The organism is Paraburkholderia susongensis (genome assembly GCF_900177725.1).
Classification (GTDB): domain Bacteria; phylum Pseudomonadota; class Gammaproteobacteria; order Burkholderiales; family Burkholderiaceae; genus Paraburkholderia; species Paraburkholderia susongensis.
On sequence record NZ_FXAT01000013.1, the window covers coordinates 107,404 to 125,686 of the forward strand.

Sequence of the window (18,283 nt, forward strand, 5' to 3'; positions counted from 1 at the left end):
CACGGCCGCCGGCACGGCGCTGCACCCAGCACCGTGCGCGTGCGAGCCGGCGGTGCCGCGCCCGCACGACCGGGCCGCGTGTTTTACGGAACGAGCACGGTCGAGCCGACCGTCTTGCGCGACTCGAGCGCGCGATGCGCGTCGGCCGCCTCGGCGAGCGCGAAGGTCTGGCCGGGTTCGCTCCTGATCTTGCCGGCCAGCACGAGATCGAACAGTTCCTTCGCCATCCCGAGCATGTGGGAGCGCGGCGTCGCATAGTGGATCATCGCGGGGCGCGTCACCCAGATCGATCCCTTGCCCGCGAGCATGCGCGTATCGATGAGCACCGGCCCCGAGGTCGTGCCGTTGCTCACGAGCGTGCCACGCACCCGCAGGCTGTCGAGCGACGCTTGCAACGTGTCCTTGCCCACGGAGTCGAACACCACCTCGACGCCTTTGCCGCCGGTGATCTCGCGCACTCGCTCGGCGATGTTCTCGCGCGAGGTCACGATGGTGTGCGTGCAGCCATGCGCCTTCGCCACTTCGGCCTTCTCGTCGGTGCTGACCGTGCCGATCATCGTCACGCCGAGGCTGCGTGCCCACTGACAGGCGATCAGCCCCACCCCGCCCGCGGCGGCGTGGTACAGGATGGTCTCGCCGCCGTTGAGCGGATAGACCTGGCGAAACAGGTACTGCGCCGTCATGCCTTTCATGATCAGCGTCGATGCGGTGCGATCGCTCACCCCGTCGGGTAGCGGAATCAGCACGTCGGCGGGCATCACGCGCGCCTCCGAATAGGCGCCCTGCGGCCCCAACAGATAGCCGACCCGGTCGCCTGCCTTGATGTCGGACACGCCCTCGCCCACAGCCTCGACGACGCCCACTGCATCCGAGCCCAGCCCGTTGGGTAACGCGAGCGGGTATTGCCCGGTACGGAAGTAGATGTCGATGAAGTTCACGGCCACATACGTGTGCCGCACGCGGACCTCGCCGGGGCCGGGTTCGCCCACTTCGACGTTCTCCAGCCGCAGCACCTCGGGACCACCTGTTTCGTAAAAGCGGATTGCCTGTGTCATTGCCGTCAGTCTCCTCAAGAAGATAAAAAATCACTGCCGCTCACGTCAGCCGCGCGGTATCGGTTACGTTGTCTCGCCTCGCGATGAAACTCGCTGATCGGGATCGCGGCCAGGCTTGCGGCGCTCATCAGCGAGGCTCCGTCAGGGCTTTGGTCAGGTTGCGGCTTGCGCGCGCTGTGCATTGAGCCGCTGCAGGTCGGCCGTGTAGCTCCGCTTGCCGAGCAGGAACGCGAGCGCGGAGACGAAGGTGGCGAAAGGAATGATCTGCAGCGCGCCGAGCAAACCGATTCGGTCCGCAATGAATCCGGTCAGAATCGCGGCGGGCGCAAGGCCCAGAAAATTGTTGGCGAGCGTCAGGGTAGCGAAGGCGGACGAGTGCATGTTCGGCGGCGTGAGGTTCGCGACCATCGCGCCCGAGGGTCCGCAGGCTCCCGCGCTGAAGAACATGCCGGCGCCGATCAGGGCGATCTGCGCGGTGCCCGGGGGCAGACGCAGCGCGATGCTCAGCGAAACGAAGCACAGCAGGCAATAGAGCACCGCGACGAGCCACTTGCGCTGCGGGACCTTCTTGCTGACGACGTCGGTCACGATGCCGCAGAAGATCATGCCGACGCCGGTTGCCAGCACGAAGCCCGCCGCGCTCACGGCGGCCTTGCCGGGCGCCATCGCGTAGTAGCGGTTCAGATAGCTCGGCAGCCAGGCATACATCGCACCGGGGACGAGCAGTTGCAGGCCGCTGCCGACGTAGGCGCACCGCACCGAGCGGCACGAAAAAAGCCCTTGCATCAGCGTGCGGAAGCTCACGCGCATCGCGGGCTTGCCGCGTGCGGCCGCCCCCTCGCCGGGCCGCTCGGAGGCGAGCCGCTTCTCCGACACCACGGCGGCGTAGACGAGCACCAGCAGAAAGCCGAACGCGGCCATCGCGCCGAATGACCAGCGCCAGCCGAGCTGTGCCGCCACCATGCCACCCAGCGCCATGCCCAGCACCGAGCCAAACGATCCGCCCGCCATGAACGCGGCGGTCAGGGTCGAGCGCAGATAGGCCGGAAAGATGCTCAACACGAGCGCGATCCCCACACTGCCGTAAGCCGCCTCGCCGATGCCGACCAGGGCTCGCGCGGCGAGCATCTGGTCGTAGCTGGTGGAAACGGCACAGCCGAGCGTGGCCAGACTCCAGATGGTCGCCATCAGCACAATGCTTCGGACGCGTCCCCAGCGGTCGGCCAACACCGACAACGGAAAGGTCAGTATCCCGACCATCATCGCCACCACGCTGCTCAAGGAACCGAGCCGGGTGTCCGACAGACCCCATACCTCTTTCAGCAAGGGGAATACCGCATTGAGCACCTGCCGCGACATGTAGTCGGAGATCAACAGGCCCAGTGTCAATGCGAAAACCACCCACGCGTACACGCGAACCGGCGATCGTGTGACGCCGATATCGCCGTGCGCGGAGTCGTCAACATGGTGTGCGTGCAAGATCGTCTCCTGAATGAACTGGCTCGCGGTTCTCATGCGCCGACTGCGCGCGCGGCCGCTTTTCCTGCGGAACGGAAGCCTTACGCCACCTGTCCCGCGCCAGAAAGCAAATTGATTAATCGCCATTCCCGGGGTGGCGACGCCACGCCGGATTCACCGCTGCGCGATCGTCACCGGAATGTCCTGTTGTTTGAACGAGGTGAACGATCAATACGGCACGTCGCCGATGATGCCGGCCCGCTCCATCTTGCGGTGGCACGGGGGATAGTCCATCACCGCATAGTGCTGGGTGCTGCGGTTGTCCCAGATCGCCACGCTGTTCTTTTTCCAGCGCCAGCGCACCTGGTACTCGGGGATATACGCCTGGCTCACGAGGTAGCTCAGCAGATGGGCCGCGCCAGGGCTGTGGTCTTGTCCGTAGCGTACGCGCTCGGGCGTGTGGAAATTGGTGAAGTGCGTGGTGAAGCCGCTCACGAACAGCACCTTTTCGCTGGTCTCGGGGTGGGTACGCACCACCGGGTGCTCCGCATCCGGGAACTGCGCCTTCAGCGCGAGCCGCTTCTCGATCGGCATCGCCGCGCCGAAGCTCGCCTCGATGCTGTGGCGCGCGCGCAGGTCGGCGATCTGGGCCTTGATGTGCGCCGGTAGCTTCTCGTAGGCGAGCACCATGTTCGCCCACATCGTGTCGCCGCCGATCGGCGGACACTCCACGCAGCGCAGCACGGCGCCGAACTGTGGCGCGACGCGCCAGGTGGCATCGGAATGCCATGCGTTCTCATAGCGGTCGTTGGGCTGGTCAGGTGTCTTGTAGATGCGCACGAGGCCCGGATGCTCGGGGTCGCTGCCCGCGACCGGATGGTCCTCCAGCTCGCCGAACCGGCGGGCGAAGGCGACGTGCTCGGCGCGCGTGATGTCCTGGTCGCGCAGGAACAGGACACGGTGCTTCAACAACGCTTCCCGGATGACAGCAAAGAGGCCGTCGTCATGGATGGCATCGGCGAGGTTCACGTTGGTCAGTTCCGCGCCGATGGCGTATGTCAGCGGTTCTATGTTCATTTTTCCTACAGTCTCCTGTTAAGTCCGCGGGTCGGCCCGAACGGCCGACGGCTTGCCGGGCGGCGGCACGCCGTGCGCGTGCGCGCCGGTGTCCGCCCACGTATCGTTGATAAGGGAAATCAAGCTGCCAGATTCCGCGCGGGCCCCCTGGCACATCCGCGTGGCGAGCGCCCTGTCGATCGCATGCCAGTCCGCATCGCTCAGATAGCGCCGGGCCGCGGCGAACACCACGCCCTCTTCGCGCCCGTGGTGCTCCCACGAGAACGTTGCGTAAGCGCTCACCGCCTGTTCCAGTTCCGCGACCGGGATAAGCCCGCGTGCATATTGCTCGACCAGTTCGTTCAGCTCGCGCGTCAGCCGCCTGTTGCGCCGGCGCCGCAGCACGAGCTCATCGAGTTCCGCGCTGATCGCGCCGGTGCGGCCGCGCAATCGTTCATCGAGGCAACTGGCGCCATTCCCGCCCTGCCGCAACGCTGAGGACGCGCGCCTATGCAGGTACCCGGCGCATGCGCGCAGCGGCGCGAGACCCGGGCTGCCGTCCTGCAGGCGCACATGACGCAGCATGCCCAGCCACGCATGCAAAACAGCCGCGTGCGCGCGATGCTCGTCGAGCAGCATGCGCGTCACGCGCATCGGCACGGGCCGTTGCTCTGGCGCGCACACCAGCACGGGGCGCTCGGCCGCCGCGAGCACGCTCGCGGTCCGGGTCGCGAGTCCGGTATCGGCATCGTGCATACCGCGAGACACCATCAGGATGAGGTCGCTGCCGTACTCGCGCGCGGCCGAGAGAATCGCCCGGTGCGGGACCTGATCGGCGTCGCTCGCGGTGTCGCTAACCGTGTCGCAGGTCACGCCATGCGCGCGTGCCGCGGCTTGCGCCTTGGCGAGCAGTTCCCAGGCGAGCGCGTTCGGCTCGACAGCGAAGGCGCCTCGTCGGCGAGACGTCGGAAACGCCGCCTCGCCGGTCGGCACGTGAAAGAACGTGATGCGCGCGCCGAGCAGCCAGGCGAACTCCACCGCGTGCCCGACGGCCTCGCTGGACGCATCCGAGTCATCCACGGGAACCAGAAGGTGGCGATACATGACGAGCCCTAGCGCGCGCGAAATGGCTCGGCCTTGCCGGATATTTCGAATGACACGCAAGTCTCCTCAGATAGAATGGCCTTGGAGACATGGTAGTGCGAGAACGTGGGGCCGATCCCACTCGCGGCAGGGGGGCGGTCCCTCCTCCACTCGACCCGCTCCTGCATGGAATGCATGACGGCATTCCGCTTTCGACAACCCGACACTGCCCGCAGGAACCCGCTCCAGGGTCACGAACGCACCCGATGTCCCTCTCGCCCGACGATAACGACAGGCATGTTTCCGAGCTTCTCCTGAAGACGATCCCGCCGCGTGCGCCCGCCTACCTGCTGGCACGGCCGCGGTTGAGCTCCGCCGATCCGGCTTTGAAAGACCGGCAGATCATCGCGATCCAGGCGCCCGCGGGCTTCGGCAAGACGTGTCTGCTCGCGCAATGGCGGCGCGAATACCTGATGCGCGGGACCGCGGTGGCCTGGCTCTCGGCCGAGGAGCGCGACGATGCGCACCGGCTGCTGTTCGGGCTCGTGCATGCGATCCGGGTGGGTTGCGCGCGCCCGCAGTTCGGCCGCTTCGTGCTCGAAGGCGCGATGGCGCCCGCGCGCGAACTCGACGGCCTGACCGCGTGGCTCGCCGAAATCGCCCAGCTTTCGCTCGACGTCGTGCTGATCGTCGACGAAATCGAGCGGCTGCCATCGAGCGGCATCGAGGCGCTCAGTTATCTGTTCCACAACGCGCCGCCCAATCTGCAAATCGTGGCAGCGACGCGGCGCGGACTCGACCTCGTCATGACCGATCTGCTGGCCTACGGACAGGGTGTCGCGCTCGGGCCGGAGGCGCTGCGCTTTCGCCTCGACGAGACCATTTCACTGATCGGCAGCCGCTTCGGCACGCGCGTGGACGCCGATCATTGCGCGCGGATTCACGAATGCACCGATGGCTGGCCGCTCGGCCTGCAACTGGGCCTCGCGGCAATGGACCGCGCGACCGATCCACGCGAGGTGATCGACGCGATGTCCGACCGTTCGGGCGCGCTGCGCGATCATCTGGTCGGCGGCTTGATCTCGGCGCTCTCCGAGGAGGACGGCCGCTTTCTGATGCGCGTGAGCGTCGTCGACGCGGTGCATCCGGAGTTGTGCGCCGTGCTGACGAATGATCCGCTCGCGCCCGAGCGTCTCGCCCGCCTCATGCGCGACACGCCGTGTTTCATCACAGCGGAAAACGGCGCCTGGTGCCGCCTCCATCTGCTGGTGCGAGATACCCTGCGGGGCCGCCTCGCCCATCTGCCGGCGGCCGAGCAAACCGAACTGCACGCTCGCGCGACGACGTGGCTCGCCGGGCACGGAATGCTCGAAGAAGCGGCACGCCATGCGCATGCCGCCGGGCAACATCAGATGGCCTATGAGCTGGCTGAGCAATGCCTGCACGATGCCGTCACGCAAGGGCATCTGGACGCGACGCTCAACTGGCTGCAACTGCTCCCGGAACAGGAACTGGAGCGGCGCCCGCGCCTGTGCCTTGCCGCCGCCTGGGCACTGGCGACCGGCGCGCGTCACGCGGAAGCGCAGCAGCAGGTGGCGCGGATTCTCGCGAATCCCGAGGCGGATGCCGCGTTGCGCTACGAATGCGCGCTGATTACGAGCGCGGCGGTGTTCTTCTCGGATGAAATCGATCGGTTTCTCGACATCTTCGAGCCTTGGGTCGAATCGCCGCCGGACGGTCCGCCATGGCTGGTGCAAGCGCATATGAACCGTCTCGCCACCCGTGCGATGCTGCGCGGCGAACCGGCGCAGGCAAGACGGGTCCTGCAGGCGCTCCCTCGCGGCGACCTCGAAAAGCGCATCGGCTATATCGTGCGCTGGGGTGATCTCTCCGTCGGCCAAAGCTATTTTCTGGAAGGCAAGATGCGTCTCGCCGAGGAGACGCTGCGGCCGGCGCTCGCGAGCGCCGAGGCCGATCTGGGCCGGCGCCATCCGCTCACGTGCATGTTCGCGGCGACACTCGCCGCCGTTGCCTATGACGCCGACCGCATCGACGAAGCCGCCGCGCTGCTCGCCAACCGGCTCGACGTTCTCGAGCATGCGGGCACGCCCGACACGGTCATCATCGGTTACCGGACCGCGGCGTGTGTCGCAGCCGCGCAGGACGTCGCGCATCGCGCGCTCGATCTGCTCGACACGCTCTACACGATCGGCAGCGAGAGGCATTTGCCGCGGCTGTGCATCGCCAGCCTCGGCGAACAGATCCGCATGCACGCCGGCCGCTATCGCGCCGAGACCTGCGAAGCGCTGGTGCGCCGCATGGATGAAATCGCCTCGCATCGGGATGTCGCCAAGGCGCCGCTCTGGAGCCGGCTGGTCGCACTGACGCAAACGCTCGCGCATGCCTATGCCGCAATCGCCGCGCGCCGCTGGCGTCAGGCGCTCGACACCCTGGGCGAAGCCAGCGCGCTGGCCGAGACGATGAAGCTGGGCCGCGTGCGCATCGAAGTCATGGCATTGCGCGCCCTCGTCATCGAACAAACCGAGGGAAACGGCCGCGCGCTTCTGCTCGAGGCGATGAATCTGGCCCAGACGTTCAACCTGATGCGGACCATCGTGGATGCGCATCCCGAACTCGCGAACTGGATGGCGCGCCTGAACGACGAGGAGTCGGCCGGCGCATCGGCCGCGGCGGCCGCTCAGGCGCGGCGTGTCGCGCGCATGCCGGCGCCGCGCGCGAGCGAGGGACTGCGCGCGGTGCCGAGCATGGTCTTCACGCCGAAGGAGCGGGAAATCCTCGAGCTGCTCGCGCGCAATCTGTCGAACAAGGAGATTGCACTGGCCATGGCGATCGGCGAGGAGACCGTCAAATGGCATCTGAAGAATCTCTTTCGCAAGCTCAATGCCGGCACGCGCAAGCACGTAGTGCATCGTGCAACGGCGCTCGGGCTGCTGGATAGCGGCGGCTGAAGCCGGACCTCCAGCCGGCGCATATCGCGCCGCGGCGCCAGCCTCGCCAGCGCGCCGAGGGCGCAGCGAGCCGCGATGGACATGACGCACGAGACCCGGGATACCCGGTAACCCTCCCCCTCCCCGAAGGGGGGGAATCGATCGGCCGTGCACAGTATGCTTTGACACGATGACGCGGCACGCCGCTGCGCCGACAGTTCTACGAGGTAGTCTCCGTGTCAGCGACCCAAGCATCCGATAGCCCCGACAACCTGATTGCACCGACCCCGTCGGCCTACGCCTATCCGCTGCTCATCAAGCAACTGCTGCTGAACTCGCAAAGCCTGAGCGCGCATCAGGAAATCACCTATCGCGGCAAGCTGCGCTATACGTTCGCCGACCTGCGCCGGCGCATCGGGCAGCTCGCCTCCGCACTGGAAACACTCGGCGTGCGGCACGGCGCGACCGTCGCCGTCATGGACTGGGACAGTCACCGCTACCTCGAAAGTTACTTCGCAATCCCGATGATGGGCGCGACACTGTTCACGGTCAACGTCCGCACTTCGCCGCAACAGATCGCGTATGCGCTGAACGACTCGCACGCCGCCCTGGTGCTCGTTCATGCGGAGTTCCTGCCGGTGCTCGAGCAGATCCAGGCGGAGCTGAAGTTCGTGCGCCAGGTCGTGGTGCTCGCCGACGGCCATCCGATGACGCCCACGCCCCTGCCCGTCGCGGGCGAGTATGAGGCGCTGGTCGAGCCTGCCTCGCCGGACTTCGTCTTTCCCGAGTTCGACGAGAACACGCGCGCCGCGCTGTTCTACACGACGGGCACCACGGGCGACCCGAAAGGCGTGTGCTACAGCCACCGTCAGATCGTGCTGCACGCGCTGACGATCTCGACGAGCCTGTGTTCGCCGCGCGATGGACAGCGGCTGCATCGCGAAGACGTGTACATGCCGATCACGCCGATGTTCCACGTGCTCGCGTGGGGCGTGCCGTACATCGCGGTGCTGCTCGGGCTGCGCATCGTGTTGCCCGGCCGCTATGTCCCCGAGATATTGCTGGAGCTGAAGAAGACCGAAAAAGTGACGTTCTCGCATTGCGTGCCCACCATCCTGCAGATGCTGCTCGATGCCGCGCGCCGCGACGGCCACGATCTGAGCGGCTGGAAGATCATCACGGGTGGCGCGGCCCTGCCCCCCGGACTATGCCGCGCCGCCGTCGAGCAGGGCATCGATGTGTTCGCGGGCTATGGGATGTCAGAGACGGGCCCGACGGTGGCGCTCTCGCAGTTTCCTCCGGGCGGCGCACCGGCCGATCAGGACGAGAACGTGCGCAAGCGTTGCATGACGGGACGTCCGCTACCGATGGTGGACCTCCGGGTGGTCGATCCCGACATGCGCGACGTGCCGCGCGACGGTGCGACACCGGGTGAAATCGTGCTGCGCGCGCCGTTCCTCACACAGGGGTACCACAACCAGCCCGAGGCATCCGAGGCGCTGTGGCGCGGCGGCTACCTGCATACCCAGGACGTCGCGGTGATGACGCCGGACGGTTACGTGCAGATCGTCGATCGTATCAAGGACGTCATCAAGACGGGCGGCGAATGGGTGTCGTCGATCGAGATCGAAGGCTTGATCGGGGAATTGCCGGACGTGCTGGAATGCGCGGTGATCGGCGTCAAGGACGACAAGTGGGGAGAGCGGCCAATGGCCCTGGTGGTGCCGGTCGAGGGAAGCTCGCTCGGCGTCGAGGACGTGCGCGAGCATCTGCAGCGGCACGTCGAGTCGAAGCGCATCAGCCGGTACGCGGTACCGGAAGCGAACCGGATCGCGTTCGTGGACGGCATACCGAAAACGAGCGTCGGCAAGATCGACAAGAAAGCGATCCGCAAATTGACTGAATGACGCGACGCGAATCGGGCGCAGCCGATAACGGATTCACTCTCTGAGGACAGCATGAAACTGGACAGCTATCGCGACCAGGCCGTCATGATCACGGGCGCCGCCGGTGGCTTTGGTGCCCTGCTCGCGACGGAACTGGCAGGCATGGGCGCACGCCTCGTGCTCGCTGACTACGACGCCGACGGGCTCGAGCGCATCGCCGGGACCTTGCGCGGCATCGGCGCCGAGGTCGTCGCGCAGCGTTGCGACGTGACCTCGGAAGCCGAGGTCGAAGCGGTGGTGGCCGCCGCCGTCCGGCAGTTCGGGCGGTTCGATGTCGGCATCAACAACGCCGGCATTCTGGTGCCGATGAAATCGCTGATCGAGACCGAGGAGAGCGACCTCGACCTCGCCTTCGCGGTCAATGTGAAGGGCGTGTTCTTCGGGATGAAGCATCAGATTCGCCAGATGCTCGCGCAAGGCGGCGGTGTCATCCTCAACGTGGCCTCGGTGGCCGGCCTCTCCGGCGCGCCGAAGCTCGCCGCGTACGCGGCCGCCAAGCACGCCGTGGTGGGCCTGACACGCACCGCGGCGGTCGAATACGCGCGCAGGAACATTCGCGTCAACGCGGTTTGCCCGTACTACAGCGCAACGCCGATGGTGACCGAAAGCGATGTCGGCGAAAAGCAGGAATTTCTCGCGCAGGGTTCGCCGATGAAGCGGCTCGGGCGGCCCGACGAGATGGTCGCCGCGATGCTGATGCTGTGCGCAAAAGAGAATTCGTACCTGACGGGCCAGGCGGTTGCCGTGGACGGCGGCGTTTCCGCCCTGTGAATGAAAGCGTTTGTCGCGCGCGAGGATAGCCTGTGAATTCGACGAAGAGCAAAGCTGAGACTTTCACCCCCTCACCTGCGCCGGGGCAACGCGACCGTGGCCGTCCAGAACGGCTGCGCGCCGGAACCCTCGATCCGGAAGCCGAAGTGCTTCTGACGATGCTCAACTTCACGAAACAGAAGCCGGTCAACCGCTCCAACATTCGCCAGCATCGGTTGAGGTGGCGTCTGTCCGCGCTTGCGCTCGGCCATGCTGATGCGGTGGCCCGCGTCGAAACACTGTCGATCCCCGGGCCGCACAAGCCGATCCGGCTGAAGATCTATCGGCCTTCGGTGACGGCCGAGGCTGCACCCGCACTCCTGTGGTTTCACGGCGGCGGCTTCGTGATGGGCGGACTCGCGACCGCCGACGCCATTTGCCGGCATATCGCGATGGCGAGCGGCGTGACCGTCGTCGCGGTGCGCTATCGCCTGGCGCCGGAGCACGACCTGTACGCCGGCCGCGCCGATTGCATGGCGGCGATGGACTGGATCGTCCTCGAGGGGCATTCGCTCGGCATCGATACCACACGTCTCGCCGTGGGCGGCGACTCGGCCGGCGGCAATCTCGCCGCCGCCGTAGCCCAGCGTCATACCGAACAAGCGGGAACGGCACTGCGGCTTCAGGTGCTGGTCTATCCCGCGACGAATCTGCGCGACGACTTCGCATCCAAGGCAGAAAACGCCAGCCGCTACATGCTGACATCGGCAAGCATCGATGCGATCCGCGTGCTGATTACACAAGGGCGCACGGACCTGGCCGACCCCTGGATCTCGCCGGCATTCACTCATGAGCTGCACAACTTGCCGCCGGCAGTCGTCGTAACGGCCGGCTTCGATCCGATCCGCGACGATGGTCTCGCCTACGCCGGGCGTCTGCGTGAAGCCGGCGTGCCGGTCGAACTGCTGCACTACGCAGGGCAGTTCCACGGCTTCCTGAACTTCGATGGCGTGCTGCGGGCAGCGCGCGATGCGCTCGAACGCATCGGCACGACGCTTCGGCTTAACCTGGTTTCGCCTGCCGGCGAAGCTCCCGCGCCAGCCGATCGCACGATCGAGTTGTCGGCGCGCTGCCAACATGATTTCGCGTGGGCGGGACTGCGCATGGGCCGCAATCTGCTGATCGGGTCGCTCATGCTGGGGGAGCAACTCGAAAGTTGGTACTGGACCACGACGCGCCGCGCGATGGCCGATGCCGGATGGACCACGGGCCTGCCCGCTTTTCCGCTGTTCAATCCTGTTGCCGCCTATCGGGAATGGCTCGGGCAGCACTTCGCGCCGATCGAGGCAAGCGAAACCTACCGTGGCGGCGTGCAACCGTGATGACCGGCGTGCTGCATCGTGACACCCTGCGCGGCGGACAGACTGAATTCGCAACGCGCGAGCATGCCCGATTTCCGCGCATCGATCGTATCGACCTGTATTGACCCGTATCGACCTGTATTGACCGTTAGGAAGCGAAATGGCCTCCCCTGCATTCCCCGATCCGTTTCAGATGTGGCGCGACGCCTTGTCGAAGTTCGAGAACGACGCCAACACGCTCGCAACCGGCAGCATGCAATCGCAGGACGTGCTCCAGTCACTCCACCAGTTCTCGTCTGTCTGGCTCGGCATGCAGCAGTTGTTCGAAAAAGCCGTCACGGACTATCTGCGGCATGCCAACCTGCCGAGCCGCAAAGAGGTCGCAAAGCTAGCGGTGTCGTTGCAGCGCATCGAAGACAAGCTCGACCGGTTGTTGCCGCAGGAAACCGCCGCCCCACCCGCGCCGCGTCCGGCGCGAACACGCCGCCCGCCCGGTGCGGCGTCCCCCGCCGAACCTCACGCCGCGGCAAAGCAAACGCGCCGCGGCACGCATGCCGACAAGGGCTGAACGATGGCCTCGCAGCCCACTGACAGGAAGAGCGCGAATCCCGCGCTGGCTGAGCGCCTGCAGCTCGAAGTCGAGCGTGCGGTGCAGCGTGGCCTCAAGGGGATGGAACTGCTCGGCGTCAATCAGCCGGCGGTCGGCCGCACGCCGAAGACCACGCTGCATCGGCGCGGCACATTGGAGCTCGTCCACTATCACGCAAGCGTCGACGAGGTCTATCGCGTGCCGATCCTCGTCGTGATGGCGCCGACGAACAAGGGGTACATCCTCGATCTGGCGCCGGGGCAAAGCCTGATCGAGTTCCTGCTCGGGAGCGGCTACGACGTGTACCTGATCGACTGGAACGAGCCGACCGACGACGAGCGCGACCTGAAGATCGAAGACTACGTGCTCGACTTCATTCCCGACTGTATCCGCCGCGTGCAACAGGACTCGGGCGAGCACGACGTGACGCTCCTCGGCTACTGCGCGGGCGGCATGCTGTCGGTGATCCATCAGTCGCTGCACGTGGACGGACCGGTGAAGAACCTGGTCTGCATGACGACGCCGATCGACTTCTCGAAGATGGAGCTGTTCCGGTCTTTGTCGGATGAACGCAGCTTCGATGTCGACCGCTTCGTCGACGGTGTCGGTGTCGTGCCGGCCGATTTCGTTCTCGCGGGCTTCGACGCGTTGCGCCCGGCGAGCCGCATCGCGGGGCAGATCAGGCTGTGGGACAACCTCTGGAACGACCGGTTCGTCAAGGGCTACCGCATGATGGAGCGCTGGGGCAACGAGACGCTGCCGCTTCCCGGCGGCTACTTCCGTCAGACGACCAAGGAGCTGCTGCAGAAGAATGCGCTATACGAAGGCACTTTGCGCATCGGCGGGCGACTCGTCGAGCTCGGCAAGATCACCGTCCCGCTCCTGCACATCGTCGCGCAGTACGACCATATCGTGCCGCCGGCCTGCGCGCGCCCGCTGGTGGAGCGAGCCGGATCGCCCGACAAGGAGGAAGTCGTGCTGCCGGGCGGCCATGTCAGCATTGCCGCCGGCGCGAACGCGATCAAGCGCATGTGGCCGAAACTCAATTCCTGGCTGGAGGAACGTTCGATATGACCGAGACATCACGCAGCTATCCGCGCAGCATCGAATGCGCAGGCAAGCAGATCGAGATCGCGCGGATGACGAGCGCCGACCGGGACGCGGTGGTCGCGTTCGTCGCCACCTTGCCGGCGCACGATCTGCTGTTCGTGCCGCGCGACATCGGCCGGCCTCAGGTCATCGACGCGTGGATGCGCGCGCTCGACGGCGAGGAAGTGACCAGCCTGATCGCGCGCGAGCGCGACGGGACGGTGGTCGGCTGCACGGCGATCGTCACCGACGATCTGAGCTGGTCGAGACATGTCGGCCAGTTGCGTATCCTGGTATCGCCCGCATCGCGCGGCACGGGCCTCGGGCGCGGACTGATCCAGGCGTGTTTCGCGCAGGCGCTCGAGCGCGGACTGAAGAAGCTCGTTGCGCAAATGACGACCGACCAGGGAGCCGCGATCGCGGTGTTCGAGGAGTTGAGTTTTCGGGCAGAAGCGCTGCTGCATCGCCAGGTGGCCGATCGGGACGGCAACATGCATGACCTGGTGGTGCTCAGCCACGACGTCGACGCCGTGGCGACGCGCCGCCAGTTGTATGGGTTGAGCGACGCGCTGAATGACGTGAACCCGCGGTAGGCTTTACAGGAGACCGCTGACGAGTTGTTGCGCCGACCTGGTGATCCCGGCAATGCGTAACTTCGTTTCGCCGCAACCGTATGCTTCGACCGCTCCTGGCCTTCCGGTCAAGGTCGGCCGAATATCTTGCAGGCCGCCCCTTACTATCTTCACTCCCGTGCGACACGTGCCGCCGTCAGCTGTGCGTAAAGCAGCATTGTAGTAAGACGGTAAAGTTCGTCCTTTGCCTTGTCATGTGCCGTGACCTGTTGCATGACCAGCACTTACCTATCTGGACATGCGCGGCGGGTACACATGGCGCGCAGTGCGAGGTGGCAACGAATGGCGAGGGTATTTGTGGCCCGGTCAGGCATGGGAAGTGAGCCAGCATTCTTTGCGTCAATAAGCATTGGATGGGTGAGACTGGCCAGCCATTTCTTCATTTGTAGCTCTGCTCAGAGAACCGTTCGGCGAAAGAGCTCAAGGACATCATCGACCCGTACGTCGACGCAAACCGAATGCTTCGTCCTTACGTCCCAGGCAGCAGCCGGCACTTTCATGTCCGCGGGTTTCTGAATGGTCTGTCCAATCGCGACCCCCTCAGTGACTACGCAAATTGCACCGCGACGGCACGCGTACAGAGACGGGTCGATGAGATATGCGACGGTCGACGGGTCGTGAACGTAGATGCCGTAAACGCCGGCGCTGTCCTGGTGAAACTGCTCATACACTCGCGTCACATCCCAGACAAGGCGCGCTGCTCCGCTTCCGCCTTCTTTGAATTGTTCAAGATACTCGTGCGACATAATCGTCCGTTGCGTCACATCGAGTCCGAGTACTGTCACAGGACACGCCGAGGCAAAGACAATGTCCGCTGCATCTGGGTCTGCAGAAATGTTCGCCTCTGCGCATGGCGAGATATTTCCTAGAGCCCCTCCGTAGCCGAAGGCGCCCCCCATTACGATGACGCCCTTCAACAGGTACTGGATTTGCGGGTCTTCCTGAAAGGCGGCGGCGAGGTTCGTGAGAGGGCCGACCGCGAGCAGATTGATTTCGTTCGGACTGGCGCGAACAGTATCAATGATGAAGCGAACCGCCGACCGTGGATCGATTCGTTCTCGCCAATCGGAGTCCAACGCTGGTAGCGCGATGTCACCGAGTGCGTTGTTTCCATGGATATGGCCGATGGGGGCAGGTGCTTTGCGACGGATGGGATCGGCCGCGCCTTGTGCGACCGGCACGCGCGGATCGAATAGCTCGTCGCGCAGGTAGACAGCATTGCGCGTGGTGACGTCAATTGTCGAGTTACCGAAAACGGTAGTCACGCCGACTACCTGCAGCGACGGATGCCGCGCAAGGAAGGCCAGCGCCATCGCGTCATCGACACCTGGGTCGGTGTCAAAAATCACCTTTTGCATACCTCTCCTCCAAACTTTTGTCACATGAGCGACAGATTTGCGAACACGGCGCCAGCGCGCCGAGGTCTTCCGGAGGCATTAAACAAGTTAAATCGCCCAACGTCAAGCGATTGACGTATGGGTTTTTCTGCATTATTCGTCGTTCAGAGGTACAGTTCCGGACAGGGCCCAATTCTTTCGCGAGCCCGCCAAGTGGACAAGGGATTGTCCTCGCCGGGTGTCTTACAATATCCGCAGGCTAATTCGTACTCCGCGAGACGTGTCGAGCTTACAGGAAGAGAATATGAAGACAAAACGCGCCACCGCGAAGGATGTTGCAGAACTTGTTGGGTGTTCCGTATCGGCCGTCTCGCTCGTTGTCAGCGGTCGCACCGAGGGACGCATCAACAATGATCTTCGAGATCGGATAGAGGCGGCAGTTCAGGAACTCGACTATCGCCCGAATCAAAGTGCCCGGACGTTAGCTACGCGCTCGCCATCCAACATTGCTTTCGTCTGTCCGGATATCCGCAACCCATTTTTTGGTGAAGTTTTCCATGGGCTCTCCGCGAGCGTCGCGGCTCAGTACAGGGTTCAGTTGCGAGTGCCATCAAGCGGTCTCGACTTCGGCATCGACGTCGTGCGGGATGCCCAGTCAGAGAATATCGCCGGTCTTATCCTGGCCGCCCCGTCGTCCGGCGTTATGGAGCTGTTTCGCTCGACTTGCCCAACTGTACTGCTTGAAGCACCAGACCAAACGCTTGGCTTGCCGTGTGTTGACTTGAATCTTGAATCAGCGGCAAAAGGCCTCGCGCAGCATTTGCTGGCCATGGGCCACCGAAGAGTCGGTTACCTCAGCTATCAACCGAAGAAGGGAACGTTCGTTGTCCGCCGACACCACCTCGAGGTTGCAATGCAGGAAGGCGGCGCTCACCTGCTAGACGCGATCGCTTCAGCGGGAGAACTCACGATTGAAGAGGGCGAAGCAAGGTTCTTCGAATCGTGGAAACACTGGAAGGAAAACGGGGTTACAGCAGTTGTCGCGGCAGACGATATCCTCGCGTACGGCGCGATCCGTGCGGCGAAGAAAGCCGGCCTTCATATTCCCGGCCAACTGAGTGTTGCTGGCTTCAACGATATTCCTTTCTCTGCCCTTATCGCTCCCCCGCTCACTTCCGTCGACTTTCGAGCTTACGAGCTCGGACAGGCCGCTGGCGCCGCCATGATAAATACCATAAACGGGCGTGCAACCAACCTCACCGTTGTGGAAACGGAACTCCATCTTCGAGCTTCCACCGGGGCCGCGACACCACTAAAAGGCCCAAAGCGACGCGCCTCGGGCACATCCTCCGCTCCCGCCGTCTGACCTCACCTGCATCCCGGTGAGGTGCGGATCTTTCCCCATCCGCGCCTCATCGGACGTTCCTGGCGATCTTGTCTCGCAATCAAAAATTGCCCCTGTAAACCCTAGGTAGTTTCATCCGCACTTGCAACGTCAAGCGCTTGATGTAACATACGTCAAGCGCTTGACGTAAAGGTTGCGGGCATAGATCAGACATTCAAGGGTTTGCCCCTACAATCCCTCGCGGGACGTGCATCTGCATATTTTTGTGGAGTAACAAGGAGATTTTCTGTGGAAGACATCAAGAACATCGATTCGGAGTCCAAACTGATTCAAACCGGTGCGAATCGTATGGACTGGATTCGCTCGCGCATGTTCATGCTCGAGCGGGTGCGTCGTGAATTCAAGGAGACCAGGCCCTTCGCAGGCCATCGCATCGGTATGTCGCTGCATCTGGAGCCGAAGACCGCCGTGCTTCTGGAAACATTGGCCGCCGGGGGTGCTGAAATCGTCGCCACGGGCAACCATGGTTCGACGCAGGACGACATCGTCGCGTTTCTCCGAAGCCAGGGGATGAAGATCTTCGGAGCGCGTGCCGACAGCCTCGAGCAGCACCACAAGAACATCGCCGCAGTACTGGACTCGACGCCGGATGTCCTTCTGGACAACGGCGCAGACCTGGTTGCGGGCATCGCCGAACGCGGAGCATACGACAGCGTTCTGGGTGGCACCGAAGAAACGACTTCCGGCGGGTTGCGCCTTCGGGATCAACTGCGGGAGAAAGTCCCCTACCCCGTGATCGTCATCAACGACAGCCTTCTCAAGGCAATCGGCGAGAATCGTCATGCCGTCGGACAGTCGGTGGTCGAGAGCCTTATGCGAATCACGAACCTGATGATTCCCGGCAAGCACTTTGCGGTGGTTGGTTACGGATGGTGCGGTCGAGGCGTTGCGCAGTATCTGCGGGCGTTGGGAGGGATCGTCACGGTCGTCGAGACAGACATCTTGAAGTCGTTTGAGGCAGCGCTCGACGGGCACCGCGTCGATAGCGCGAAAAACGCCGCGGCATGGGCCGACGTCGTCATCACTGCAACGGGCCAGAACAACGTTTTCGGGTCGTCGGAATTCAGGAATCTGCGCAACGGCGTAGTCCTCGCAAACTGCGGTCACTTCCCATGGGAAATTGACGTCGAGTCGCTCAAGAATAGCGCGCGCTCGGTGGTCGACATTGACGGAACGTTGGAGCGCATCGAGCTTGACGATGGACGAAAAGTGGTCCTGGTCGCAGACGGTCGTATGTTCAACCTCGCGGGCAATCAGCCGAAGGGCAACTCTATCGAATCGATGGATCTCGGATTCATGCTCCAGGCTCTGTCGCTCGAGTATGTGGTCAAGAATCACCAGGCGATGCAAAACGGTGCCCAATGCGTGCCACGCGTCATCGAGGAAGAAATTGCACGGCGCCTTCTCGACTCAATGGACGTCAGCCGGTAAGCAAGACGGCCCCGCCGGGCAACTTAAGGCAATAAACAACCGGGCGGCACACCGAACACCGTGCCGCTCGAAGAATAAGGAGACCGTGGCAGATTTGTCACGTGATTCACGCGAGGCGCGGGAGTACAACGACAGCCGTGCCC

14 protein-coding genes are annotated in these 18,283 nt (G+C 64.2%); 9 read left to right on the top strand and 5 right to left on the bottom strand.

Annotated features, from left to right (window positions below; genetic code table 11):
* Positions 1 to 83: 83 nt before the first annotated feature.
* From B9Z01_RS28350 to B9Z01_RS28365, 4 genes are all read right to left on the bottom strand, one after another.
* Complete coding sequence (locus tag B9Z01_RS28350; protein ID WP_085488877.1) at positions 84 to 1,055, bottom strand: quinone oxidoreductase family protein; 972 nt, start codon at positions 1,053 to 1,055, stop codon at positions 84 to 86.
* 153 nt (positions 1,056 to 1,208) lie between these two features.
* Positions 1,209 to 2,534, bottom strand: coding sequence for an MFS transporter (locus B9Z01_RS28355; protein WP_143809092.1), 1,326 nt, complete (start codon positions 2,532 to 2,534; stop codon positions 1,209 to 1,211).
* 207 nt (positions 2,535 to 2,741) lie between these two features.
* Positions 2,742 to 3,590, bottom strand: coding sequence for a TauD/TfdA dioxygenase family protein (locus B9Z01_RS28360; protein ID WP_085488879.1), 849 nt, complete (start codon positions 3,588 to 3,590; stop codon positions 2,742 to 2,744).
* Positions 3,591 to 3,608: 18 nt separating this feature from the next.
* Positions 3,609 to 4,673 (bottom strand): universal stress protein, encoded by a 1,065-nt coding sequence (locus B9Z01_RS28365; protein WP_085488880.1) that lies wholly within the window; start codon positions 4,671 to 4,673, stop codon positions 3,609 to 3,611.
* Between the two features lie 245 nt (positions 4,674 to 4,918).
* Here B9Z01_RS28365 and B9Z01_RS28370 point away from each other — a divergent pair, with 245 nt between their 5' ends.
* From B9Z01_RS28370 to B9Z01_RS28400, 7 genes are all read left to right on the top strand, one after another.
* Positions 4,919 to 7,621 (top strand): LuxR C-terminal-related transcriptional regulator, encoded by a 2,703-nt coding sequence (locus tag B9Z01_RS28370; RefSeq protein ID WP_085488881.1) that lies wholly within the window; start codon positions 4,919 to 4,921, stop codon positions 7,619 to 7,621.
* A 215-nt stretch (positions 7,622 to 7,836) separates the two neighbouring features.
* Positions 7,837 to 9,507, top strand: a complete 1,671-nt coding sequence (locus B9Z01_RS28375; RefSeq protein WP_085488882.1) for a fatty acid--CoA ligase — start codon at positions 7,837 to 7,839, stop codon at positions 9,505 to 9,507.
* Positions 9,508 to 9,558: 51 nt separating this feature from the next.
* On the top strand, positions 9,559 to 10,317 hold the full coding sequence (locus tag B9Z01_RS28380; protein ID WP_085488883.1) for an SDR family NAD(P)-dependent oxidoreductase: 759 nt from the start codon (positions 9,559 to 9,561) through the stop codon (positions 10,315 to 10,317).
* Between the two features lie 32 nt (positions 10,318 to 10,349).
* Entirely contained in the window at positions 10,350 to 11,678 is a 1,329-nt protein-coding gene (locus B9Z01_RS28385; RefSeq protein WP_143809093.1) for an alpha/beta hydrolase, read from the top strand.
* A 139-nt stretch (positions 11,679 to 11,817) separates the two neighbouring features.
* Positions 11,818 to 12,225, top strand: coding sequence for a hypothetical protein (locus tag B9Z01_RS28390; protein WP_085488885.1), 408 nt, complete (start codon positions 11,818 to 11,820; stop codon positions 12,223 to 12,225).
* Between the two features lie 3 nt (positions 12,226 to 12,228).
* Complete coding sequence (locus B9Z01_RS28395; RefSeq protein ID WP_085488886.1) at positions 12,229 to 13,320, top strand: PHA/PHB synthase family protein; 1,092 nt, start codon at positions 12,229 to 12,231, stop codon at positions 13,318 to 13,320.
* Positions 13,317 to 13,928: a GNAT family N-acetyltransferase gene (locus B9Z01_RS28400; RefSeq protein ID WP_085488887.1), complete on the top strand. Its 612-nt coding sequence runs from the start codon at positions 13,317 to 13,319 to the stop codon at positions 13,926 to 13,928. The genes B9Z01_RS28395 and B9Z01_RS28400 overlap by 4 nt, the downstream gene beginning before the upstream one ends.
* A 434-nt stretch (positions 13,929 to 14,362) precedes the next feature.
* On the opposite strand, the gene B9Z01_RS28405 is transcribed toward B9Z01_RS28400, so the two are convergent.
* Positions 14,363 to 15,325 (bottom strand): nucleoside hydrolase, encoded by a 963-nt coding sequence (locus B9Z01_RS28405; protein WP_085488888.1) that lies wholly within the window; start codon positions 15,323 to 15,325, stop codon positions 14,363 to 14,365.
* A 283-nt stretch (positions 15,326 to 15,608) separates the two neighbouring features.
* Here B9Z01_RS28405 and B9Z01_RS28410 point away from each other — a divergent pair, with 283 nt between their 5' ends.
* Together B9Z01_RS28410 and B9Z01_RS28415 are read left to right on the top strand one after the other, a co-directional pair.
* The gene (locus tag B9Z01_RS28410) at positions 15,609 to 16,670 is read left to right on the top strand and encodes a LacI family DNA-binding transcriptional regulator (RefSeq protein ID WP_085488889.1); all 1,062 of its coding nucleotides are present in this window, start codon (positions 15,609 to 15,611) and stop codon (positions 16,668 to 16,670) included.
* A gap of 267 nt (positions 16,671 to 16,937) precedes the next feature.
* Positions 16,938 to 18,140: an adenosylhomocysteinase gene (locus B9Z01_RS28415; RefSeq protein WP_208626273.1), complete on the top strand. Its 1,203-nt coding sequence runs from the start codon at positions 16,938 to 16,940 to the stop codon at positions 18,138 to 18,140.
* The last annotated feature ends 143 nt before the right edge of the window (positions 18,141 to 18,283 follow it).